The following is a 23,368-nucleotide window of genomic DNA, read 5'->3' as shown; positions in this document are numbered from 1 at the left end:
TTTGAAGAGAGCTATTTCAAATCTTTTTCTTTTTTTAACCCTATCTTTGTATTCTTATGAAATAAAAAATGAAATATTTATGCCGACTCGTTATTATGTAGGTGATTCTGTTGATTTTAAAGTTTCATTAATTTTAAATGGTAGTGAAGAGTTTTTCCCTGTAGATTTTAAAGATATTAATATTAAAGATGAATTTGTTGAAGTAAATTCGATTAGTTTTAATAACACAACAAATGAAATAATAGTTAATTTTGTTTCTTTTTATATTGGAAGTAGCTCTCTTCCCTCTATTTATATTGGTGATGTAATTAGCAATGGTAAGAAAAACAAGGTTATTCTAAAGAATATAAAAATCAATACAGATAAGCTGGTATCTAATAATTCTGATTTTAAAATTAAAAATATAGAAGGCGTTTTATTTATTCCTGGAACAAGCACCTATTTGTTTTTATTCATTTTTGTTTTGTTTTTGATTCCTTATTTAATTATTAAGCTTTTAAAGCTTTTGAATCGGCTTTTGATTTACTTGATAGTTAAGCACGGACTTAAAAAACCTTATAAAGTATTGCAGAGGCAGTTTGTTATTTTGTCTAAATACGTTAGAGATGGTGGGGATCAAAGTGCATTTTATAATTTAATAAATTCTTCTTTAAGAGTTTATTTATCTAAAAAAACAGGTTTTGATTTTAATGCAATCACTACAACAGAAATTTCTATAATTTTGCAAGATCTTAAGGTTCCTTACGAGATTCGCTCAATTTTTATTAATACGTTAAGACTTTCTGATTTTAGTAAATTTAGTGGTGTTGATTTGGTATTTGATGGCTTGTCGTTTGTTTTAGAGGATTTAAGAACGGCAGCATCGAATTTTGAAGAATTTAATAGAGGTGCTAATGTTGACATTTAATGAGCCTTTATATTTGTTTTTATTAGTAATTTTTCCTTTAATAATTTACTTTAATCATTTTTTTAAAAATAGAGGAGGCAAGATAAAGTTTCCAATATCGCTTTACGGCAATTTCAATTCTTTAAAACTTAAGGATTATAGATTAAATTTGATGTATTTTTTTACTTACTTTTTTTTATATTTAGCTGCAATGGTTATGGTGTTTGCTTTAGCAGGTCCTTCAGTTTCAAAAAAGAAGATGATACATCTTAGTGCTGGTGCTGACATTGTCATTGTTCTTGACATATCGCCTAGTATGGGGGCTGTTGAGTTTTCTTCCAAGAATAGACTTGAGTTTTCAAAAGAATTGATTAGAGGTTTTATTTCTCAACGTGAAAATGATAATATTGGTTTAGTAGCTTTTGCAAAAGATGCTTCAATAGTAGTGCCTATAACAACAGATAGGGAATTTTTTAATAAAAAGTTAGATGATATTTATATTATGGATCTTGGCAATGGTTCTGCTTTAGGACTAGGTATTTCTATTGCGCTGTCTCATTTAAAGCATTCTGAGGCCCTTAAAAGATCAATAGTGGTTTTAACAGATGGGGTTGTTAATTCAGATGAGATTTATAAAGATCAAGTGATCAATCTTGCTCAAGGTTTAAATGTTAAGATTTATTCTGTTGGTATTGGAAGTTCTGAGGAATTTAGTGTTGAGTTTAAATTAAGGTCTGGAAAATTTTATCAGGGAAGTTTTAAAGAGGTTTATGATCCTAGTATGCTTGTGGAGATTTCAAATAAAACGGGGGGGCTTTTTTATTCGGTTAATGATGATTTTTCTTTTCAATTTGCAATTCAAGATTTTTCAAAAAAGGAAAATTTGGAGAGAAAAATTAAAATAGCTGTGGACAATAAAGATATTTATAAAGAATTTTTAGTTTTAGCGTTTTGCTTATTGCTTATTTATTTTATTTTTTCAAAAATTTTCTTAAAAGAGATACTATGAGTATAAATAATTATAGTGCTTTATACTTTTTTTTAGTTTTATTGTTTATTTTTTTTGTATGTGTGCTTGATTTTAGACGAAATATTCCGTTTTTTAAAACCTTAAGTTTTATGTATGGGGACAATTCTTATATTCAAAATTACTACATTAAAAAAGTTCTAATGTCAATGTTTTTTATTTTTAGCTTGATTTTTTTAATTTTATCCATTTTGGATATTTCTTGGGGACAAAGAGCTGTTGAGGATGAAAGAAATAAATTGAGAATTTCTTTTATTTTTGATATTTCTCGTAGCATGTTAAGTGTGGATGAAGGTAAAATTATTAATAGGCTTGAGAGTGCTAAAAATATGATTAGTTTAATTTTAAGTAATTTTGAGAATGCAGAATATTCCCTTACCATTTTTAAAGGTAAGTCTATATTGGTTTTACCTTTTTCTAAGGATAAAAACAGTTTAAACAAGATGTTAAATTATATAGAGCCTGATTTAATAAGCTCTCCTGGGAGTTTTTTAGGAGATGCTGTTTTTAGTGTAATCTCTAATGTGCAGGATGACTCTTATTATAATTTTTTAGTTATTTTAACAGATGGCGATGATTGGGGGGAAAATAATTATTATAGATTTTCTAAATTTGTCAATAATTTAAAATTGGAAAGTTTTGTGGTTGGGATTGGCGGGAGTAATCCCGTTTTATTTAATCAAAATTTAAGCATTAAAGATAAAAATGGGAATCTTGTTAAAACTGGGATAAATGAAGAAAATTTACTTCTTCTGGCCTCTTCTCTTAAGGGATCATATTATAACTTGTATTTAAAAGGGATTAACTTTGTTGTCAATGATATAAGAAATGGTATAATAAGAAGAACGTCAAACGACATTATACTTGTTGATGTATCAAGATATAAAATTTTTTTGGTTATTTCATTGTTGTTTATTTTTATGTATTTATTTGTCAGGATGATAAAGTGGGACGAAACTTTTTAGCAATTTTATATTCTTGCTTTTTGTTTTTAGGTTTTTTGTCTTGTTCAAATGTTAAATCCATGTCTTTAATGGCTATTGGTAATTACGAATATGTTAGAGGAAATTATCAAAATGCAATTTCAAATTATTATAATCTTGTAGAGGATGAAAAATATTCTGCTTGGGGATATTACAATCTTGGTGTTGTATATTATTCTTTGGGGGAGTATGAAAGTTCTCTTAGAATATTCTCTTACGCTAAGAAGACTAATGATATTTTTTTAAATTTTAATGTCAATTATAACGAGGGAGTAATATACTATAATCAAGGGCTGTATCATAAGGCCGAGGTGGCTTTCAAGGAAGCTTTAAAGATTAATCCTAGCAGTTATAATGCTAAATATAATCTTGAACTTGCAATAATAAAAAAACGAACGGTGCGTGATAGTTTGAATTCTTTAAGTGTAGAAAAAGGTAAAAATTTTGTTGAAAGTAATGAAAATTTTTTAAGGTATATTGAAAATCTTGAGAGGGTTGTATGGTTGAGAAAAATGGACGAGAATCTAGCTGTTCCAAAAGAAGATTGGTAATATTTTTTATTTATTTTTTTTCAATCGCAAGACTTTATTCGCTTACGGGTATTGATTTTGTTAAAAATATTAAAGTTTTAAAGGGCGACAAATTTATTCAGATTGTAAGGCTTAATAATCCTTTGCAAGATATTGACATAAGTTTACTAAAAGTTGAAATAAACAAAGAAGTTCAATCCAATTCCAATGTTTTATCAATATCTAGGACAACGGATAATAACTTTTCTTTTATTGAGATCAGGGTTGAATATCTTTTTGAGAGTCTGGGATTTATTAAAATTCCTCCATTAAAAGTAATTTATAAGGGTGATTTTTATATATCTTCAGAAGTTGAAGTTAGTGTGCTAAGAGCTGATGAAATAAATTCTTTTGGTTTGCCAGTTGATTTATATTGGGATCTTGATAAGAAAGAAATTTATGAATATCAAAGTATTGGATTTATTTTGCGCTCAAATTGGCTTTCAGATAGCAATTCTAATGAAATGTCTGGATCTTTGCCTGCTATTAAGGATGCAATGGTTGAAAAGATGCCTATATTTGGGGATATTAAATATAGAACTTTTCATAATAAAGAGATTTTAGATGTACCTTTTTATAACTTTGTACTAACTCCTCTTAAGGGCTCAAAAAATGTTTTGATTCCCAGTTTTTCTTTTAATATTGGTTCTGGCCTTGTTAGGAATACCCCTGAGCTTTTATTAAAAGTTAAACCAATTCCTGGAGAGGTTAAATCTTTAGCAGTAGGAACTTTTAGAATTGATTATGAGACTCCAACTTATTCGACAATTGAGCAAGATATATTTACTATTTTAATAAAAATTACAGGTCAAGGGAATTTCCCACATTTTTACTTTCCAGAGATTGAAACTTATAATTCTAAAATTCTTAATAAAAAGAAAAATTATAGCTTTAAGCCTTCTAAAAATGGATACAAGGGTAGTATTTCTCAAATTTATACAGTTAAGCCCGACACCAAAGGTAGTGTATTTTTAAATATTGGTGATTTTAATTATTTAAATCCTGATAATGATACAGTTTATACCCTTAAAGGGAAAAAATTGAAGTACGAATATTCAGGAGAGTTTAACAGCATAAATAGAGCACAAAATAATGTAGATTCTGATTTTAAACTATTATCTTATGCCGATATTTTGAATTACAAAAATAAAACTTTTTTATTTTTTGTTTCATACTATTATTTACTTTTGATTCCAGGATTTTTATTATCTTTAATTATTTTAATTAACTATAAAAAATTTTTTGCAGCATCAAGCTTTGGGCTGGTTATTTTAATATTGGCTGTTGGCATTAGTTTAAATGCTGTAAATGATGGTTTATTGTCAGAGAAAAATATAAATGATTTGATTGAAAACTATAATACTAAAAATTATGATGCCACACTTATCAAGATTGATAACATTCTTAAAAAATATCCAAATTATTCAGGACTTTGGTTAAATAGAGCCCTTGTTTTAAGTAAAATGGATAGAGATTTTGATGCTATTTATTCAGCTTATAAGGCATTTTTGGCTTCTCCTAATAATGAAACCTCTTATAAAGTTATTGATTTGATTGAAGCTAAAAATGGAGTTACAGACAATGTTCGCAACAATAGTTTTATTTTTTCTAATATTTTTTTTATTATTAGTTTATTTTTGATTAATTTTTTAGTTGTATCTATTTCTTATAGATTTTTGGCAAAAAATTTGAAAAAAATAATTATATTTTTACTTTTTTCTGCGGTTTGTTTTACTATGTTTGAAACATATTATTTTTATTATGAGCAACAATCTGAAGTAGGAATAATTAAGGGTGATTTAGTCTCTCTTTATAAAGTTCCTGACAATTTTTCAAGGAGTTGGAGATTTTTAAAAGGAAATGCAAGTGTTTATATTCTTGACAGCAAAGACGATTTTGTTCTTATTGAAACAAGTTATGGGCTTCAAGGCTGGATTCACAAGAATTTTGTTGTGTCCTTAAAAGATGATTTGATCTAAAAAATAAATATTTACAACACTTGAAAATTTTTTAAAAGGGTTTAATTTTATTTTTCCCTGTATACTATTCTACCTTTTGTAAGATCATAAGGAGATAGCTCAACTTTTACTTTATCACCAGGAACTATTTTTATGAAATGTTTTCGCATCTTGCCAGATAGATGGGCAAGTACAATGTGCTTGTTTTTAAGCTCTACTCTAAACATGGTATTTGGAAGGGATTCTTTTACAATTCCTTCAGTTTCAATAGCCTCTTCTTTAATATTCAAGACAACCTCCATAATTTTCTCTAATAGGATAAATTTTACATGATTAAACATATCATTTCAATTATTCTTTTTAAGAATAAAAGCATTATTTTTTGTTTACATTATAAGAAATTGTGTATATAATTACACGAAGTTTTTTAAAAATGTAATTTATAGGGAGGAGGTATCATGCAAAAAGCTGTTTCTGAGCATGAGTTTATTGAAGAGATCAAAAAATTTCTTTCAGCTGAAAAAAGAGAGATATTAGATTCTATTAAGTCTGTAGAAAATAGCAAAAAAGAAATAATTAATAATGACATGTATCCAAAGGATGTTGTCGATATTGCTTTTGATAATATGGATGGAAATAATCTTGAAGCGTTAGGTTTTGTTGAAAAGAGAAAGTTGAATTTAATAAATCAAGCTCTTTATAGAATTTCTCAAAATTCTTATGGTAAGTGTTTGGCTTGTGAAAAAGAGATTGCTAGGGAGAGACTTTTAGCTATTCCTTATGCTTTTTTGTGTATTAGTTGTCAGACAAAAAAAGAAAAAAAGAACAAAAGATGATATATCTTAAGTTAGTTATTTAATATTGTAATTTCTACTCGCCTATTTTTAGCCTTTAATGGGGAAGATTTAGGATATTTTGGTTTTTGAGATCCCCATCCTTTAAATAGTATTTGGTCTTTGTCTTTTACTTTCATTTTTATTAAATAATTTCCAATTGCACGAGCTCTTTTTTCAGATAGCTCGTGCATCTCTTCTTCCAATCCAAATTGTTCAGTATGTCCTTCTATTAGTATGTTATTTTTTTTAAATTTTTCAAGAAGTTTAGCTATAAGGTCAATTTTTTTATATTCTTTTTGTAGTATTTGAAATGAGTTAGGATAAAATTCAATGTCGAAGCTTAAATTAATACCTTTATTGTTTTTTTCAACTTCAATAGCTTTTATTTTTTTTTCTCGGATGTAATTTTCAACTTCAGTTTCAATAAGATTATCATTTGGAAGCTCAATTGAAACTATTCTGCCAAGAGAGTTTCCAATCATTTTAAAATGTTGGTTGTTGTTCTGATTTATTTCAAATATATATTTATCGCTGTATTTATATGTATTGCCAATTTCATTATCAAAATAAATTTTTTGGTCTACTTTTTGATAGAAAGAGATGTTTTTTACATTGTATTGTGATTCATAATTCGAAAGAATTATATGGTAATGCTTGCCATTGTGCTCTTCTTTGCCTTTATATTGGTAGTTAACATTAAATTTTACAACAAAATCTTTTATACTTTTGTCTATTTTTGACGCTTCTATATATTCTTCTGCAGGATATGACCATTTTTCATTTATTTTGATTGGTGTTTTTGGAAATCTTGGAATGCCTCTAACAGAAGGTCTTTTTTGATTTGCTCCCATTGTATATTCTCCTTGCTTATTTACGCTGAAGATTTCTTCAAACTCTTCATTTAATAGGTAAGGTTCATTAATATTTTCTCTTTTTAAGATTCTAAAAAAAGCTTTAATGCTTGCAAAGTTTTCTTTTATGTCTTTTATTTCACTTGAAATCTGAATATTGGTATTAGAGCTTGAATTATAATGGCCATTGAAATATATTTTTTGATTATCTGTGCCTTCTAATCTAAACTTTGAACCTTTAATGTATTTAAATTCAAAGATTTCAGAAGAAAAAGCTAAGCTTTGAACTAAAAATAATAGCAACAATGGTGTAGTCGCCTTGGTATTCATTAATAGATTTTATCATAAAAGTATTTAATTTCTAATTTTTTTTTAAAAATTGCTATTTAATATGTTGTTCTGATCTGATATTTATTATAATTTATAACACAGTGGGAATTTATTTAAATTATTAATTAATAGAGGTTTTATATGAAATATAAAAAAATAAGGATTAATTTAAACTTAAAAAGAAAAAGTGGTATTTTGCTTAACATAAGCTCTTTACCATCTAAATATGGCATTGGAGATTTAGGAAAAGGAGCTTATAAATTTATAGATTTTTTGTTTGCATCTTCTCAAAGTTATTGGCAAATGTTTGCTTATTCCCCTATTGATTTTACAAGATCTCCCCCTTATTCAATTTTTTCGGCTTTTGCTGGCAATGTTTATTATATTGATTTAGAAGCCCTTGACAAATTTATAGATTCAGATTTAAGCCTTTTAAAAGAAAATGAAACCAGGTATTCTGATTTAAAAAAATTAAGTTTTAAAGATAAATTTCTTAAAGAAGCCGCTTTAAATTTTATTAATAGAGCTTCGGCTGATGAGGTTAGAAGCTTTGAAAAATTTAAAAAAAAGTCTTCTTATTGGCTTTTAGATTTTGCAAGTTTTGTTGCGTTTAAAGAATATTTTTTTAAAGAGTCAAAGAATGCTTTTAATGTTCTTTTTGATAGAGGAATTCTTAAAAGAAATGAAAAAGATTTATTTAAATTGAGAAATATCCTTTCAAAAGAGATTAAAGTACAAGAGGTGTTGCAGTATTTCTTTTTTTCACAGTTTCAAGCTTTAAAGTGCTATGCAAATGATAAGGGGATTGAGCTAATTATGAACGTGCCTTTTTTTATGGCATATGACTCTGCTGATGTTTGGGCACACCAAAAATATTTTAAGCTAAGATTTGATGCAAGCAAAGATAAGATTGCAGGAATTTCTCCAGATTATTTTTTAGAACAAGAGCAAGCTTGGGATAGTGCAGCTTATAGCTGGAATGTTTTAAAGAAATTTAAGTATGAATGGTGGTCAAAAAGGATCGAGGTTTTAAGAAAGTATGCAGATATAATTAAAATTGATCATTTCAGAGGTTTTGTTTCTACTTGGGAGGTTAGTGCGGGTGAGTCTTATGCTTTTAATGGGTTGTGGGTAAAGTCGCCAGGACGAGATTTTTTCAATTTTATTTTAAATGAAATTAAAGATTTAAAAATTTGGGTTGAAGATTTTCAAAATGATCTTGAAGATGTTTCAAGACTAAGAGATTTTTTTAATTTTCCAGGAATGAAAATAATGAATCTTGCCTTTGATTTTGATTCAAGCAATCAAAATCTTCCTCATAATTATATTAAAAATTGCATAGTTTACACAGGAAGTGGTGATAATGATACAATACGAGAGTTTATTAATTCTTTAGATGATTTGCATAAAAAGTACATTTTTGATTATTTAAATACAAATGAAAATTTTGTTGTTTGGGACATGATAAGAAGTGCTATGGGTAGTGTTTCTGATAATGTGATAGTGCCAATGCAAGATTATATTAATTTAGGAGATAAATTTAGTGTAAATATCCCAAAAAGCACTTTAGATAATTGTATTTTTAGATTATTAGAAAGTGATTTAGATACTACTTTGAGTCAAAATATAAGTTTTATTACAAGGCTTTATGGCAGGGCTTAAGATTTTTAAGAGCAAAGTCGTTATAAAATTTAGGTATTTTTAAATTTAATTGAGATCCAATTGTTCAAATAAAAATCACTGTTATTTAATATTTTTTCATTTGCAAGTATCATGTATTAATGTATATGAAAATTTTTATCTATTGGGTAGTTATTTTCTTCTTTTTTGTTTTTAAGGTTTTTAGTATATATTCATTAACCGATGAAGAATTTTTTAAAAAATATAGTTTATTTTTTGTTCATAAAGGATTTTTAAGTAAAAATGTTAATGGGAAAATAACCAAAGTTCAAGTCAATGGGATAAATTCTAGGTGGGTTTACCCTTTTCATAAGCTTGTTCCTAGTCGAATTACTTCTATTTATGAGGATGTTTATTCTTCAAGTTCATTTTTGACTACAAGTAACAATCTTTATGTTTCTTATGATTATTCAAAAAATTTTAGAAAATTAGTGGGAATTGATAAATTTAATAGCGGTGCATATATTACATCTAGTGCCTTTTCTCAAGGAGATTACAAGCGTATTGCTATTGGAACTGCGATTCATGGTATTTATATTAGTGTTAATGGAGCTATTAGTTTTAAAAATTTAAATCGTTTGATTCCGCAGATTTATTTAGGTGCAGGATATTACGATATTATTAGTGCTATTGAATTTTCAAAAGAAGAGACAAATAATTTATATTTTTCCTCTGGAGTTTATGGAGATATTTTTTTAATTAGTCAGAAAAGTGGATTTATTAAAAGAATATCTTTTCCTTTTAAAAAGCAAATAATACGTATTTTAGACTTATCTAGCAAGAATGTAGAAAAAATTTTAGTCAGAACATATGACAATCATTTTTATTCTTATATTAATGGGCAATGGGTATTTATTGGAAAATTATCTTTGCAGGATCAGGATTTTTTTGAAAAATCACAAAGGATGCGGCTTGCTAAAAATAAAGGGTCTATTTATTTAACAGCATATACATTGTGTAATAAGAGGGCAGTTGATGAAAGATTTAAATTTATTAAAGATTCAGGTATGAATGCCGTTGTAATTGATTTTAAAGATGATAATGGTAATTTGACTTATTCTAGTAAGCTTTCTTTGCCCAATAAGTTGAGATCTGTTAAAAACTTTATTGATGTTCCCTATATTCTTAAAAAAGCAAAAGAGCTTGGAATTTATGTTATTGCTAGATGTGTTGTATTTAAAGATTCAAAATTGTATTATTATGATAATTTTAAACACGCTCTTTGGAATAAAAAAACCAATAAACCTTGGGCTCATTTGATTAAAAAAGTTGATTCTAGTGGCCTTGTGAAATATGTACAAGTAGAGCATTGGGTAGATATTTTTTCTCCTGCTACTTGGGAATATAATATTTCTATCGCAAAAGAAATTCAATCTTTTGGAGTTGACGAGATACAGTTTGATTATATTAGATTTCCATCAGATGGGCCCGTGTCTCTTGCAATCTCGAGAATGAATAAGCATGAGATGCAACCTGTTGATGCACTTGAATCTTTTTTGATTATGGCAAGAGAACAGCTTTATGTTCCTATTTCTGTTGATATTTATGGGTACAATGGCTGGTTTCCCACCAATAGTATTGGGCAAAATATTTCAATGTTATCAGATTATGTTGACGTTATATCTCCTATGTTTTATCCTTCGCATTATACTGATGATTTTTTGCCAAGCAATTTTTATTACACAAAAAGAGCTTATAGGCTTTATAAAGAGGGAAGTGATAGAGCGCTTGCTTTTTCTTTAGATGGGGTTGTTATTAGACCTTATGTTCAAGCTTTTTTATTGGGAAAAGAAAGATTGGTGGATGACGAGATTTATTTGGAGTATTTAAAGTTTCAGCTTAAAGGAATCAAAGAGTCATTTGGTAGTGGCTTTAGTCTTTGGAATGCATCTAATGTTTATTATATGATTAAAGGTAGTTTAAAAGAATATTTAGATTCTTTTTAATTATTGTTTCTTGTAAAGGAGATTTATTTGCAACATTTAATTCAATTTTTTTACGTAGGATTTGGGATTTTTTTATTGTATCTTGGTGGTAATTTACTTTTAAAAAGTTCAGTTGGTATTGCTACTTATTTAAAAGTCCCAACACTTTTAATAGGAGTTACAATAGTATCTTTTTCAACAAGTGCTCCAGAGCTTTTTACAAGTTTGGTGGCAGCTTTTAAGGGTAAAAACGAAATTGTTGTTTCTAATGTTATTGGTAGCAATATTATTAATATGTTGCTTGCTCTGCCTTTAGCAGGATTCTTTTTAAAGATTAAGGCAGATTTTAAAAGACTTAAACTTTCTTTTATGTTTTTGTTTTTATTAATGTTTCTTCTTTTATTGCTTTCATTTGATTTTAGATCTTACTCTTTTTTTGTAACACCTTATAATCGTTTTAGCTCATTTAGTATTTTAATTTTATTTTTATCCTATTTGTTGCTTTTTTATAAAGAAGAAAAAGCGCATGCCAGCTTGGAAAATTCTTTCCAAGAAGGTGCAAGTAATTTAAATCAGAGTTTTAACTTTATATTTTTTAACTTGTTAAGTTTTGCTATTAGCATGTATTTTCTTTATTTGGGATCGAAATTATTGGTAGATGGAGCTCTTTACATTGCCAACAATGTTTTTAATATTAGTGAAAAGTTGATTGGAATTATACTTGTAGCTTTTGGGACAAGTGTTCCCGAGCTTGTTGTATCTCTTTTTGCAATAATTAGAAAAGAATCAGACATTGCATTTGGCAACATTATTGGTAGTAATATTTTTAATATCGGATTTATTTTAGCTAGTAGTAGTTTTTTCAGACCTATCTTATTGCAAAATATTTATATTTTAGATTTTAGTATAATGGTATTTATAACTTTAGTTTTATTTTTAGTGGTTAAATTTAAAGGGGTTTTTGGTAGGGGCATTTCTTTAATTTTTTTGCTTTTATATTTTTTATATAATTTAATGTTATTTAACTTTTATTGATTATTTGATCTTAATTTTGACTTGTTAATATATTTTTAATGTAATATGTTTTATTATTTAAATGTAATATAAGGAACAATATGAAAAAATTACCAGAAATTTTTTATATGAGTAGCAAAGAAGTGGATATTTTGATTTCTCAACTAGGAATATCTTCTGATACCCAAAAATCAATTTTGAAAACTATTTTGTCTTATAAAAAGGAAGCTATAGATTATTCTTCTTTTATAGAAGAGCATTCTGTAAAAGTAAGAGGTTTAAAAGGGGAGCTTGATTTTTTATTTCGTAAACTTTATGAAGTTAAAAGAGGAATAGTTACTAATAGAATAGCAACTGATGGAGAATTTTTGCCAGACAGTATAATTTTGACCGATGAGGCCAGTTATGATTTTTATTATTATTCTATTGATGATTTATTTTTGAAAACTTATATAGGAATAGAGCTTTTTAGCTCTTTGCTTACTGTTAAGAATATAGAATCTAGTTTGTTGGTTTTTAAGAATGAATTTATAACTATTACAGATTCAGATATTAACTATAAATTTTTTGAAACAAAATCACAATTGAAAGAAATATTAGTTTGGAAATCATTGATAATTCCATCGAGCAGGGCTTTATATTTTATTGAGTTTGTTAAAAAAATATTTTTTAATATTGCTTCTAATAATGTTGTAAAAGATGTTTTCGTTAGAATAAAAGGATTAAAGCTTATTGATTATGAGAAAACTTTAGAAGAGGGCAAGAATATTATTGGTGCTATTTCTAAGATTCTCTCCGGCATAATTGAAATCAAGGATGAAGTTCTTGGCAAAAAAGGAATTACTTTTTCAAAAAATTATTTTGTTTTTTTAGAGTTTCTTAATCTTTTTATTAAAAATGAAAAAGACTTAGAAGAGCTTAAGGCTATAGAAGCTGTTAAAATTGATGAATCTTTAAAAGCAATTGAAAAGACTTTAGAGTTTAAAAAAGGCTCAATTGATACAGAAGAGTTTTTTGGGATTTTAAAAGTTTATTCTGAAGGGCTAAACGATCCTGAAAATTTTTTGTTAGTTGCTAATATGTACTTTTTTGAATCTAAAATTCATGATATTTTGCCAAAAATATTTCAAGTAAAAGAAAATTTTTATTTGTACAAGCCTTTTGCATATGAGTTTTTTTTAGAAGAATATGAAAAGGTTTTGCAATTTCTTAATAGTGAATTGAAGGCTAGTATATTTAAAATTCTTAGCTTTGGGGATGATCCTTCTTCTATTTTCACAGAAGAAGGTTTAGAAGGAGTTCTAAGTAGATTGGTATCTAGATATATTATGAATGAGTATTGCTTAAAAAATAAAGTTAAGTTTCTTGATCTTATTGTTTCTCATTACAGGAGAGTTTGTAAAACACAAAGTGTTCAGGTTCATCTTAAAGATTTGATTAAAGTTGAAGCAGCAAAATATTTTAAGAATAGTAATGAATTGTTGCCCTTATATAAAATATATAAACTTGATTTGTATTCGATTTTAAATGCTGCTTATAAAGATTTAAGCTTGTTTAAAAGAATTGTTTTGTTTTTGACAGGCAAACATCAAAGTTATAAAGAGGCTTTGTCTAGATTGGATTTTAGAGCTGGTTTGAATAAAAGTGGAAGCGGTCTTTTTGATTCAAATGAAAGAGTTAAAAGACAATTGGAAAAAATTAGAAAACAAAGAGAGGAAATAAAAGAGCAAGTTAGAAATTCTTTCCCCAAGAAGGGCACAGCGTCTAAGCAAGTAGCAAATAAGAGCTATACAAAACAAGAGCAAGATGAAGCTTGGGTCAAATTTAGTGATAGGATACAAAAAAAATAGCGTTTGTAAGTAAGCGGATTTATTTGTTAAAATAAATCCCTTGGCTTTCTTGCTGTATTTTTTGAAGTTTGACATTCTGCATAATGCTTTATTTTCCCATTTTCAAATTTTGATTTCATTATAATTTTTCCTCCCCATCGACTTATTAGTTCTTTTGAACCCACTCTTTGAGCGTTTTTGGAAATTTTAGCCATTTTAAAGCTCCTTTTGATAGATTTATTGTATAATAAAATCTATCAAAATAGGGTTGATTTATCAAGGAATTTATTCATGTTATTTATAATATTTTTTATTAGTGCTCCTCTTTTTTCAAAAGAAGTTTACTATAGGTTTGCAGATTATTCTGTTAATTACAGTATAGTGGGTAAATATGAGATTACAAAAGAAGAATCTGAGGAAGAGTACGGATATAAATTTACTTATGATCGCAATAATAATCTTATTTTAGTTGATTATATTGGTAAGCTTAGTATTTTAATGCCTTCTTTTTTTAATGCAAGCCAAATTAAAATAGAAAGATCCAAGCGCAGCGAAAGGCGCATATTTCTAAATAGGGGATTTGCTTTTAAAAACAATAATGGTGTTTATATTGAACATATAGAGTATATGAGTGATGGCAGGATTAAAAATATTTTTAATTATAATAGATCTAATGAAATGGTTAGAGATAAATATGATGTTTCTTATTATCATTTTTTATACGACAATGAGAGAGAGTTTAGTGTTTACAGATTTAATGAATCAGGGATTCAAATCAAAGATTTAAATAATGTGTATTTTACAAAGATCAGCTATGATCATACCAAATTTGTTAAAACGGTTTTGTATTACGATGAGAATGGTTATATCGTAAGATCAAAAAATGGTACTTTTGGGTTTAGATTAACTTATGATGCTAATCATAATCTTATTAAAGAGGAATATCTTGATAAATTGGCTTATGCTGTTTCAAATCTATTTTCTGTAGCTACTAAAATATATCATTATGATGTTGATGGAAAAGTTATTGAGATTTTAAATTATGATATTAATAACAACTTGACTCCTGATGAAAATAATGTAGCAATTTATCGCTATGAATATTATTTTAAAGATAAAGATTGCTATTACAAGGAATATAATTACGACAATAATAATAATTTAACAATCAGTCAAAATGGGTATGCCATGAAGAAGACTATTTTTTATATCCAAAATAATGAAAAAAGAATAATAAACTACAGTAATAAGATCAATAAAAACTATAATAGAGATATTCCTACTGTTTATGAGGAAAAGTATGAAATAATGGATAATTTTAAGGGTATTGCTATTTATAGTTATAAATATGATGATAATTTTTATCTAATAGAAAATATTTTTTTTGATAAAAATTTTAATTTAATAGCTGATGTTAAAGGCGTGATGATTTATAGATACTCTTACGACAAAGAAGGATTTTTGATTGCTCAAGAACATTTTGGTGGGGATTTTGTTAATCCAATAGATGATTTTGAAGGAGTTTCAAAGTATAAATTTAGTTACGATTCTAATGGCAATATGATTTCCAAGAAAAATTATTCTAAGGATGGAGTTTTGGTTGCTGATTGTAATTTTGTTTTTGAGTATTTATATGAATATGATAAACAAAATAGGCTTATTTCTCAAAAAAATTTTGGCAGCTTGGGACAGTTGCAGGATGATATTCATGGAGTTAGTGTTTATAAATATGAATATAATAAATTTGGGAAAATGTCAAAGCAGTCTAATCATGGCCCGGATTTGAGATTAAGAGATGATGTTGGGGGATTTTCAATTTATAAGTGGATTTATGATTCTAGAGGCAATTTAATAGATTTTCAAAAATTTGATTCTTTGGGCAATTTAATCTAAGTATTTTCTTTTTTCGTATTTTCCTATATTACATAGTAATTCATAATGACTTCTTTTAGAAAATTTACTCATTTCATCTATACTTAATTTTTCTGATACAATTTCTACTTTTGAACCTGTTTTAACTTTTAGGTCTTTGGGAATTTCTACTATTGCCAGATTCATGCAAACTTTTCCCCTTATTTTACATTTTTTATTGTTTATTAAAAAATAAAAATCATTACTTATATTTTGAGGTATTCCATCAAAATATCCGATTGGAATAATTCCTATTTTCATATCTTCTTTGGCTTGAAATATACCCGAATATGAAATTTTTTCACCCTTTTTGACATTTTTGATAAATATTATTTTTGAAAATAAGCTTAATACAGGTTTAAAATTTAAAGCAGGTTTTTTGTTTTTTGGTGATTGACAGTAACCGTAAAGAATAAGGCCTGGTCTTACCATATTAAATTGTGGACTTAGTTTGTAGTTAATAATGTGTCCCGAATTAGAAATATGGACAAATTTGGGATGAATATTTTTTTGTTTTAGTGTTTCTAAAAAAAATAAGAATTGCTCTATTTGCTTTTGTGTGGTTTTAAAGTTTTCTGTTGATGGGAGATGTGAGCAGACCCCTTCTAGTTCTAGAAATTTTGAATTTTGAATATATGTAGCTATTTCAAGGGCATCATCTATTTTTATTCCATATCTATTCATTCCGATATCAATTTTTAAGTGGACTTTTATTTTATTTTTTTGCAATGCGCATTCTTTTTCTATTGAAAATAGATATTCAAAATCAGCAACAAATGGTACTAATTCAAATTTAATCAAATTTTTAATTTCTTTTTTATCCACTTTAATGTACATCAATATTTTTATATTTTTATCAATTTTTTTAAGTGTTTTAGCATCTTCAATATTAGAAAGTCCAAAATAATTTATTTTTTTTGATTTTAAAAATTTAAAGATGTTTATAAGCCCGTGACCATATGCGTCACCTTTTAAGGTGGCTACTATTTCTTTTTCGCCAATTTTATTTTTAATTAAATTTAAGTTATGTTCTAAATTATTTAAATTTATTATTATTGTTTTGTTGCTACCCATTGTTTTATTATTATACATTTAGCTCTCTTAGAGAAGTGAAAATCTTTTTTCTATTAATTTGTAGTTTATTCTATAATGGGTATTGGAAATTTTTTTATTTGGTTGCTTTTAAAATGTAATCTCATTTTTTTTTGAAAATCGTTATATATTTTAGGGTTAATTCTAATTTCGTATTTTTCAGTTTCTTTATTTATATTATTTTCTACTGTTATTGCTGCTAAAATATAATACCAGTTGTTATCCTTATAATATTCTGCAATTGTTTTTGAAAGAGATTCAGTTTTTAATGTGCCAAATGAGTAAGCGTCTTTTGCAAGCTCTTTTTTTGATTGCTGTTTTCCACTAGTAAGGCTGCTTAGCCGGTTAATAAAATTGCCTTTATCTGGACTTAAAAATTCTAATTTTGTGATTTTATATTTCTTGGAAGCTTCGTTTGATAGGTCAAATGAAATAATAGCAGAAGATCCAATTTTTGAAAATACATTTATAAATGAATAACTAATCCCCTCAAGTTCTTTTATTGGTTCTCCATTTAAGTCTGCCAATTCCATGTAGGGTTGGCTAATGGCGACATCAACAGATGCAAGTAAAAAACTTTGTTTTAGTTTTTTAATTTCTGTTTTTATATTTTCTTTTACAATATAATTTTCGTTTTCGAAGATATTAATTTCGTTTTCAGAAAAGCTATTTTTAGCTAGAGAAAGAATTATCAAGGTTAAAATAAATTTTTTAATGTTCATAAGATATTTCCTTTTGTTTTTATTTATATATCTTCAAATAAATCTCCAGTTATGTCTTTTAATATAGAATTTTCTTTTAGCACTTCTTTTAAAAATTCAATAATTAATTTTGAATTAAGAGAAATTTTATAAATTTTAGTTTCTTGAGTAAGTTTATTTTTGACAGTTAAATCTGCAAGCATATAATTCCAATGACCATTTTTATGTGTTAATTTAAAAGCATTTTTAATTTCGTCACTCATTAATATTCCAAATGGGTATGCAGTAACATATCCTTCTTCTTGTGAATTTTCAACAGCTAGAAGAGAATTTTTAAGTTCTAGGGTGGAACCAGCTGTTACAAATTTAATATCTTCAATTTCATATTCTTTATCCCCATTTTTAGTTGTTTCAAAAAGCATTAATAGTGACGCGTAATAACTATATTCTCCATCCATTTTTATAGGAGATAGTATATAAGAATATCCAAATTTGTTTTTAAATTCTGGTATTTCTTTTCCATATTCGTCTAAGATTTTCATTGCCTTTGTTTTTATCCAAGTTACGTCATGATTACCATTTATGATTGGCAATTTTTTATTTGAAATTTTGCCTGATATTAAATGTAATTTTTCATCGCTTATTGGTTTGCCAGTTTCGTTTTCTTGATGTACAGATGTATGTTGTGAATTTTTTAAATGTATTTTTTTATCACTTATTGGTTTGCCAGTATTGCTGTCTTGATGTACAGATTGTGGTTTCTTAAAAAAAGCGCAACTCAGCATTAACATGGGCAGCATTATTAGTTCCAAATATTTACATGTTCTAAATATCATTATATCTTCTTCCTTTATACCATTTAAAGCCTTTTTGAGGCGGTAATTAAAATTTACATTAAATCATAGTAATAATATAGAATGCTTATGTCAAAGTCAAGTCGCTTTTGGTTTTATTAAAAATTGCATTTTTATTTTTAATCTTTCAATATCTTACAATAAAGGTATTTCTGCTGCTAAAAAATGAATTATTCCTATAATGATTGATATAATGCCAATTATTTGCTGATTGCTTTCAAGTATTGATTTAAATTTTCCATATTTTTTGTTATTTTGAACTTCTGTAGGTAATTTTTGTTTTAAAAACAAGATAAATCCAATTAAAAATAAACTTACAGCTGGAATCAAATTTCCAATTATTGGCAATTTGTAGGGCTTGATTATTTCAAGGGCGCTGGTTATTAAAAATAATAATCCAAAAATGCTTTTTACTTTTTTGTTATCGTTTATTAAATTTACAAAATCTTCAAAAATTTTGAAAAAGCTTATTTTTTCTATTAATATTGGAAATGCAAGTATTATTCCCCCTAAGATGTTAAGTGAAACAGACATGAAGTATATTTGTATCATATTTTACCTCTAGGTTTTATTCTTTTACTATAAAAGACATTATTATTGCCATTACTCTTTAATATTATACTTAATAAACTTTCATTTTGATAGATTATATTAGCATATGTTGTAAAGTTTTTACTGCTTATATAAAGCAAATTGCTTTCAATTAATTTACTGTCCAGATAAATATCTAGTTTGGCTTTTCCCAGGTTGGAAGTTTTTTTTGTTTTTATGTTTATTTTTAGCGATAATCTGTTTTTGTCTTGCTTGTAGCTTATTATCATTTTGATATTATTTTTATTATTTTCGTGATTTTGAATTCTGGGAATTAATAAAATTTTAAAAAATAAAAGAATTACAACAAAGATTATCCCAATAATGATATGTTTTTTCATTTTTTTTTGGTATTCGATTTCTAGTTTTTGATTGCAATTAATCTTTTTCATTGTATTTGCAAATCTAACCTTACTATAATTATAATTTTAATAATGCATTTAAATTCCACCAGTAAACACTAACGCCAGTTTTTCCGCCATAAAGTATACTAAGTATTCCATCTTTAGATAAACTTTCAGAGAGAAACATTAAATTTGGAGGCTCAATTAAAGCTATTTGCTCTTTAATTAAACCCTTGCTGTCTAATTTCCATATTAAATTGTTAGATAAATTTTTCATATTAGTAGATGCTATTATTTTGTCTTTTTGTATTTTTATAATGTTTATAAAGCTTTCTTGTTTATCATCTAGTAAGTTTTTAGGAAGAGCAATTTTATTTATTACTTCTAATTCTTTGTTTTTTTTCAAACTCATTTTATAGATATATTGATCTTTAATTTTAATTCCAAGATCATTTATATTTTCATTGTCACCAATGTTTTCATAGTAAGTAGTTTTTACATAAAGAGTTTTTTTGTTGACTTCAAAAAAAACCTTATCTATTGAAATGTTGTATTTTTTCTTTTGATTGTCTATTGTTTTTAACAGGTTTTTGTTGACGTAAATTTTATAAAGCGGGGAAAATTCTTTATTGTAAGAATATATTATATATCCTTCGCTATATATTGATATTATTGCAATGTTGCCATTTTCATCAACATTAACATCATAAATTTGTGGAAATGGCATTCCGTTTAAACCTTCTTGACCTAAAATTTCTACAGATGAGTTTTTGTTTAGTATTAGTATTCTCATGAAGTAGGCAATATTCTCTTTTTGGTTGAATTTTGATTTTTTATTATTTAGTTTGTCTGCGACAATAATAAAATCTTTTAGTGGGTATATTGCTTGAATTCCTTCAAAATCTATTTTTTTTATTTTTAAATCGGGGTTTGTTTTAAATATTCCATTTTGATATGTTTGTATTAGTTTTCCATATGAGTTGAAAATCATTAATTTATTTGTTTTTATTTCTGCAATGTACACTAGCCCATTATACGTTTTGATATCAAATTTTGAATTTGTAAATTTGTTATTCAAAGGCATTATTGCACCAGGAAGTGTTCCAAATGGTATTTTAAATTGTTCTTCTCCTAATTCGTTTAAAGTTTTAGTATTACATGATATAATTGCAAAAAGCAGGCTTAGTATAAGAGCTTTATAGTGTTTTTTCATATTTTTTATATTATTATTTAAAATGACTTTAAGTCAATTATTTAGGAGAATTAATACCTACCATGTTAAAAGCAGTACTTGAGACAACTATTGGCTCAAAAAGTAAAAGAGATTTAAAAGATTATCTTCCGACTTTAAGAAATATTAATAAGCTTGAGCGTTGGGCATTATTGTTGGCAGATGAAGATTTTTCAAAGGAGACAGAAAAGCTTAAAGATGAATTAAAATCGGGTAATTCTTTAGAGAATATTTTAGAGCGAGCTTTTACTCTGTCTAGAGAAGCTGCTAGAAGGCGTCTTAAAGAAAGGCCTTATGATGTGCAAATCATTGCAGGTCTTGCCCTTCACAAAGGCAAAATAATAGAAATGAAAACAGGAGAAGGAAAAACTCTCTCCTCAGTTCAAGCGGCGTATTTAAATAGTTTAACAGGAGATGGGGTTATTATTGTTACTGTTAATGACTATCTTGCAGAGCGTGATTCCAATTGGATGAAGCCGGTTTTTGATCTTTTGGGTGTTAGCGTGGGGGTTGTTCTATCTAATATGGATTATGAGCTAAGAAAAGCTCAATATGCTAAAGATATTACTTATGTTACAAATAATGAACTTGGATTTGATTATCTAAGAGATAATATGCGTTATGACTTGAATGAAAAATCCTTGAGAAAGTTTAATTATTGTATTATTGATGAAATTGATTCTATTTTGATCGATGAGGCAAGAACCCCATTGATTATTTCAGGGCCTACTGAAGGCAACACTAATGCTTATCTTGAAGTTAATTCTCTTGTATCTTTTTTAAAAGAATGTTCCAAGGATCCCAAAACAGGTGATTATCCTTTAGAAATAGACGACCTTGATGGTGATTATACTGTTGATGAAAAAGCCAAAAGAATTTCTTTTACTGCCAAAGGGCTTAATAATCTTGAACAGCTTTTAGTTTCTAAAGGCATTATTAGTGGGTCTATGTATACTGATTCAAATTTTAATTATGTTCATTATATGACTCAAGCCTTAAAAGCGCATTTGCTTTTTTTAAAAAATAGAGAATATATTGTTGGTGATTCTGGGGTTGAGATTGTAGATGAATTTACCGGGAGAGTTTTAACAGGGAGAAGATATTCAGATGGGCTTCACCAAGCTATTGAGGCTAAAGAGGGAGTTAGAGTTGCTAATGAAAATAAGACTATGGCAACTATTACTTTTCAAAATTTATTTAGAATGTTTGATAAAATTTCTGGCATGACAGGTACAGCTGATACAGAAGCTAAAGAATTTCATAAAATATATAATCTTGATGTAGTTGTAGTTCCAACAAATAGATTGTTAGCGCGAATAGATGAGGATGATACTATTTATTATACGGAAGAATTTAAATTTAATGCGATTACAGATGAGGTTTATAAAACTTACAAAAAGGGCCAACCGGTTTTGGTGGGAACTGTTTCTATTGAAAAATCTGAGATTTTATCAGCCATGTTTAAAAGTAGAGGGATTAAGCATGAAGTTCTTAATGCAAAAAATCATTCTAGAGAAGCATTTATTATTGCTGAAGCTGGAGCAAAGCATGCGGTTACAATAGCAACAAATATGGCTGGTCGTGGTACGGATATTAAACTTGGGGGAAATATTGAGCACAGAGTTAGAAAAAAAATCGGAACTAATGTAAGCCTTGAAGAATTTCAAGAGGCTGTTAAAAATGAGAGAGAAAATTACCTGAAAGACTATAATGAGGTTAAAAGTCTTGGTGGGCTTTATGTTATTGGTAGTGAACGTCACGAATCAAGGCGAATAGACAATCAGCTTCGTGGTCGTAGTGGAAGACAAGGTGACCCCGGGCGCTCAAGATTTTATGTGTCCCTTGAGGACGATTTAATGCGCCTTTTTGCTGGAGACAATCTAAGATCATTAATGGGTAAGCTTGGAATGGCAACAGGAGAGCCTATTACACATTCTCTTTTAACTAAATCTTTGATTAATGCTCAAAAACGAGTAGAAGACAGAAATTTTGAAATTAGAAAGCATTTGTTAGAGTATGACGATGTTATTACAAAACAAAGAGATTTTATTTATGCTCAGAGAAACTCCATTCTTGAAGATATAGCTATTAAGGATCGTATTCTTGTTGCTTTAGAAGAATATCTTAGTTTTTTGCTTGAAGGGACAAAAAGTAGCACAGTTTCAAGTGTTTTTTTAAATGAAGTAAATTCAATTTTTGCTTATATGCTTGAGAGTCTTGGCTCTATTGAAAATATTAATTCTCTTGATTTAAAGGCTAAGCTAATGCAAATAGCAAAAGCAAATTTAGATGAAAAAGAAAATTTGATTGGTAGGGATCTTTTTAATGGATTTTTAAGATATGAATATTTGAAAAATATTGATTTTAAATTTCAGGAACATCTTGCAAATTTAGACTCTTTAAGAGAGGCTGTTTATTTAAGGTCTTATGCTAATAAAAATCCAATCACAGAATACAAAGAAGAGGGATTTTCAATATTTAGCGAGCTTATTAAAGACATTAAAGTTTCTACCATAAGGCGTGTTCTTCAGTTAAAATTGGATAGCAATTCTTCCGATTTTAAGTCAACAAAGAAGTCTAGGAATGTTAAACCAATTCATAAAGAACTTTCTGGAATTGTTATTAATGAGAATAAAAGCGTTTCTAATGTTCAAGTGGTTAGAAGTTCTCCTAAAATAGGCAGAAATGAGCCTTGTTATTGTGGAAGTGGGAAGAAATATAAAAATTGTCATGGCAAAAGTTAAAACAGGAGGTTT

At 27.3% G+C, this 23,368-nt stretch carries 21 protein-coding genes; 12 read left to right on the top strand and 9 right to left on the bottom strand.

The features are described 5' to 3' along the window. Position 1: 1 nt before the first annotated feature. Genes BSV1_RS02030 through BSV1_RS02010 form a run of 5 tightly spaced genes read left to right on the top strand, consistent with a single transcriptional unit; the run spans position 2 to position 5,444 of the window. On the top strand, positions 2–907 hold the full coding sequence (locus BSV1_RS02030; RefSeq protein ID WP_008882598.1) for a hypothetical protein: 906 nt from the start codon (positions 2–4) through the stop codon (positions 905–907). Next, complete coding sequence (locus BSV1_RS02025) at positions 894–1,895, top strand: vWA domain-containing protein (protein ID WP_039949491.1); 1,002 nt, start codon at positions 894–896, stop codon at positions 1,893–1,895. Before BSV1_RS02030 ends, BSV1_RS02025 begins: the two co-directional genes overlap by 14 nt. Beyond that, positions 1,892–2,878 (top strand): vWA domain-containing protein, encoded by a 987-nt coding sequence (locus tag BSV1_RS02020; protein ID WP_002662817.1) that lies wholly within the window; start codon positions 1,892–1,894, stop codon positions 2,876–2,878. Before BSV1_RS02025 ends, BSV1_RS02020 begins: the two co-directional genes overlap by 4 nt. Then, positions 2,860–3,447, top strand: a complete 588-nt coding sequence (locus BSV1_RS02015) for a tetratricopeptide repeat protein (RefSeq protein WP_008882793.1) — start codon at positions 2,860–2,862, stop codon at positions 3,445–3,447. Before BSV1_RS02020 ends, BSV1_RS02015 begins: the two co-directional genes overlap by 19 nt. Continuing rightward, the gene (locus tag BSV1_RS02010; protein ID WP_008882596.1) at positions 3,441–5,444 is read left to right on the top strand and encodes an SH3 domain-containing protein; all 2,004 of its coding nucleotides are present in this window, start codon (positions 3,441–3,443) and stop codon (positions 5,442–5,444) included. Before BSV1_RS02015 ends, BSV1_RS02010 begins: the two co-directional genes overlap by 7 nt. A 47-nt stretch (positions 5,445–5,491) precedes the next feature. Here BSV1_RS02010 and infA read toward each other — a convergent pair whose 3' ends face one another. Further along, a complete protein-coding gene (gene infA / locus BSV1_RS02005; RefSeq protein ID WP_002556767.1) occupies positions 5,492–5,713 on the bottom strand; it encodes a translation initiation factor IF-1 in 222 nt (73 codons plus the stop codon). A gap of 168 nt (positions 5,714–5,881) precedes the next feature. Between infA and BSV1_RS02000 the strand changes: the two genes are divergently transcribed. Then, positions 5,882–6,259 (top strand): TraR/DksA family transcriptional regulator, encoded by a 378-nt coding sequence (locus tag BSV1_RS02000; protein ID WP_008882447.1) that lies wholly within the window; start codon positions 5,882–5,884, stop codon positions 6,257–6,259. Between the two features lie 11 nt (positions 6,260–6,270). Here BSV1_RS02000 and BSV1_RS01995 read toward each other — a convergent pair whose 3' ends face one another. Beyond that, positions 6,271–7,440: an OmpA family protein gene (locus tag BSV1_RS01995; protein ID WP_039949490.1), complete on the bottom strand. Its 1,170-nt coding sequence runs from the start codon at positions 7,438–7,440 to the stop codon at positions 6,271–6,273. A 141-nt stretch (positions 7,441–7,581) separates the two neighbouring features. On the opposite strand from BSV1_RS01995, the gene malQ reads away from it, so the two are divergent. From malQ to BSV1_RS01975, 4 genes are all read left to right on the top strand, one after another. Further along, entirely contained in the window at positions 7,582–9,102 is a 1,521-nt protein-coding gene (gene malQ, locus BSV1_RS01990) for a 4-alpha-glucanotransferase (protein WP_008882416.1), read from the top strand. Between the two features lie 119 nt (positions 9,103–9,221). Next, positions 9,222–11,066, top strand: coding sequence for a putative glycoside hydrolase (locus BSV1_RS01985; protein WP_008882409.1), 1,845 nt, complete (start codon positions 9,222–9,224; stop codon positions 11,064–11,066). A gap of 27 nt (positions 11,067–11,093) precedes the next feature. After that, complete coding sequence (locus tag BSV1_RS01980; protein ID WP_008882573.1) at positions 11,094–12,080, top strand: calcium/sodium antiporter; 987 nt, start codon at positions 11,094–11,096, stop codon at positions 12,078–12,080. Positions 12,081–12,160: 80 nt separating this feature from the next. Beyond that, positions 12,161–13,909, top strand: a complete 1,749-nt coding sequence (locus BSV1_RS01975; protein ID WP_008882609.1) for a hypothetical protein — start codon at positions 12,161–12,163, stop codon at positions 13,907–13,909. Between the two features lie 26 nt (positions 13,910–13,935). On the opposite strand, the gene BSV1_RS07085 is transcribed toward BSV1_RS01975, so the two are convergent. Beyond that, a complete protein-coding gene (locus tag BSV1_RS07085) occupies positions 13,936–14,103 on the bottom strand; it encodes a hypothetical protein (protein ID WP_002657037.1) in 168 nt (55 codons plus the stop codon). A 76-nt stretch (positions 14,104–14,179) separates the two neighbouring features. Here BSV1_RS07085 and BSV1_RS01965 point away from each other — a divergent pair, with 76 nt between their 5' ends. After that, positions 14,180–15,781, top strand: coding sequence for a hypothetical protein (locus tag BSV1_RS01965; RefSeq protein WP_008882377.1), 1,602 nt, complete (start codon positions 14,180–14,182; stop codon positions 15,779–15,781). Here the strand turns inward: BSV1_RS01965 and alr are convergent. The 6 genes from alr to BSV1_RS01935 all read right to left on the bottom strand — a co-directional run bounded on the left by alr (position 15,773) and on the right by BSV1_RS01935 (position 20,594). Beyond that, positions 15,773–16,891: an alanine racemase gene (alr, locus tag BSV1_RS01960; RefSeq protein ID WP_008882805.1), complete on the bottom strand. Its 1,119-nt coding sequence runs from the start codon at positions 16,889–16,891 to the stop codon at positions 15,773–15,775. The genes BSV1_RS01965 and alr overlap by 9 nt on opposite strands. A gap of 47 nt (positions 16,892–16,938) precedes the next feature. Next, positions 16,939–17,613 (bottom strand): S2/P23 family protein, encoded by a 675-nt coding sequence (locus BSV1_RS01955; RefSeq protein WP_008882462.1) that lies wholly within the window; start codon positions 17,611–17,613, stop codon positions 16,939–16,941. 23 nt (positions 17,614–17,636) lie between these two features. After that, the gene (locus BSV1_RS01950) at positions 17,637–18,428 is read right to left on the bottom strand and encodes a S2/P23 family protein (protein WP_008882553.1); all 792 of its coding nucleotides are present in this window, start codon (positions 18,426–18,428) and stop codon (positions 17,637–17,639) included. Between the two features lie 153 nt (positions 18,429–18,581). Then, positions 18,582–18,998, bottom strand: a complete 417-nt coding sequence (locus BSV1_RS01945) for a hypothetical protein (protein ID WP_039949488.1) — start codon at positions 18,996–18,998, stop codon at positions 18,582–18,584. Next, positions 18,995–19,429: a hypothetical protein gene (locus BSV1_RS01940; protein ID WP_008882661.1), complete on the bottom strand. Its 435-nt coding sequence runs from the start codon at positions 19,427–19,429 to the stop codon at positions 18,995–18,997. Before BSV1_RS01940 ends, BSV1_RS01945 begins: the two co-directional genes overlap by 4 nt. Before the next feature lie 28 nt (positions 19,430–19,457). Next, the gene (locus tag BSV1_RS01935; RefSeq protein WP_039949486.1) at positions 19,458–20,594 is read right to left on the bottom strand and encodes an LIC_12708 family protein; all 1,137 of its coding nucleotides are present in this window, start codon (positions 20,592–20,594) and stop codon (positions 19,458–19,460) included. 62 nt (positions 20,595–20,656) lie between these two features. Between BSV1_RS01935 and secA the strand changes: the two genes are divergently transcribed. Next, a complete protein-coding gene (secA, locus tag BSV1_RS01930; RefSeq protein ID WP_008882524.1) occupies positions 20,657–23,356 on the top strand; it encodes a preprotein translocase subunit SecA in 2,700 nt (899 codons plus the stop codon). The last annotated feature ends 12 nt before the right edge of the window (positions 23,357–23,368 follow it).

It is taken from the genome of [Borrelia] finlandensis (assembly GCF_000181875.2).
Classification (GTDB): domain Bacteria; phylum Spirochaetota; class Spirochaetia; order Borreliales; family Borreliaceae; genus Borreliella; species Borreliella finlandensis.
This window is presented reverse-complemented; position numbering and strand designations above follow the sequence as displayed.

Excerpts from the sequence above, each read along its gene's own strand:
- BSV1_RS01955 (WP_008882462.1), bottom strand. The coding sequence starts at position 17,613 with ATGAACATTAAAAAATTTATTTTAACCTTGATAATTCTTTCTCTAGCT.
- alr (WP_008882805.1), bottom strand. The coding sequence starts at position 16,891 with ATGTATAATAATAAAACAATGGGTAGCAACAAAACAATAATAATAAAT.
- BSV1_RS01965 (WP_008882377.1), top strand. The coding sequence starts at position 14,180 with ATGTTATTTATAATATTTTTTATTAGTGCTCCTCTTTTTTCAAAAGAA.
- BSV1_RS02000 (WP_008882447.1), top strand. The coding sequence starts at position 5,882 with ATGCAAAAAGCTGTTTCTGAGCATGAGTTTATTGAAGAGATCAAAAAA.
- BSV1_RS07085 (WP_002657037.1), bottom strand. The coding sequence starts at position 14,103 with ATGGCTAAAATTTCCAAAAACGCTCAAAGAGTGGGTTCAAAAGAACTA.
- BSV1_RS01945 (WP_039949488.1), bottom strand. The coding sequence starts at position 18,998 with ATGATACAAATATACTTCATGTCTGTTTCACTTAACATCTTAGGGGGA.
- secA (WP_008882524.1), top strand. The coding sequence starts at position 20,657 with ATGTTAAAAGCAGTACTTGAGACAACTATTGGCTCAAAAAGTAAAAGA.
- BSV1_RS01985 (WP_008882409.1), top strand. The coding sequence starts at position 9,222 with ATGTATATGAAAATTTTTATCTATTGGGTAGTTATTTTCTTCTTTTTT.
- BSV1_RS02020 (WP_002662817.1), top strand. The coding sequence starts at position 1,892 with ATGAGTATAAATAATTATAGTGCTTTATACTTTTTTTTAGTTTTATTG.
- BSV1_RS01935 (WP_039949486.1), bottom strand. The coding sequence starts at position 20,594 with ATGAAAAAACACTATAAAGCTCTTATACTAAGCCTGCTTTTTGCAATT.
- malQ (WP_008882416.1), top strand. The coding sequence starts at position 7,582 with ATGAAATATAAAAAAATAAGGATTAATTTAAACTTAAAAAGAAAAAGT.
- BSV1_RS01940 (WP_008882661.1), bottom strand. The coding sequence starts at position 19,429 with ATGAAAAAGATTAATTGCAATCAAAAACTAGAAATCGAATACCAAAAA.
- BSV1_RS01975 (WP_008882609.1), top strand. The coding sequence starts at position 12,161 with ATGAAAAAATTACCAGAAATTTTTTATATGAGTAGCAAAGAAGTGGAT.
- BSV1_RS01995 (WP_039949490.1), bottom strand. The coding sequence starts at position 7,440 with ATGAATACCAAGGCGACTACACCATTGTTGCTATTATTTTTAGTTCAA.
- BSV1_RS02025 (WP_039949491.1), top strand. The coding sequence starts at position 894 with ATGTTGACATTTAATGAGCCTTTATATTTGTTTTTATTAGTAATTTTT.
- BSV1_RS01950 (WP_008882553.1), bottom strand. The coding sequence starts at position 18,428 with ATGATATTTAGAACATGTAAATATTTGGAACTAATAATGCTGCCCATG.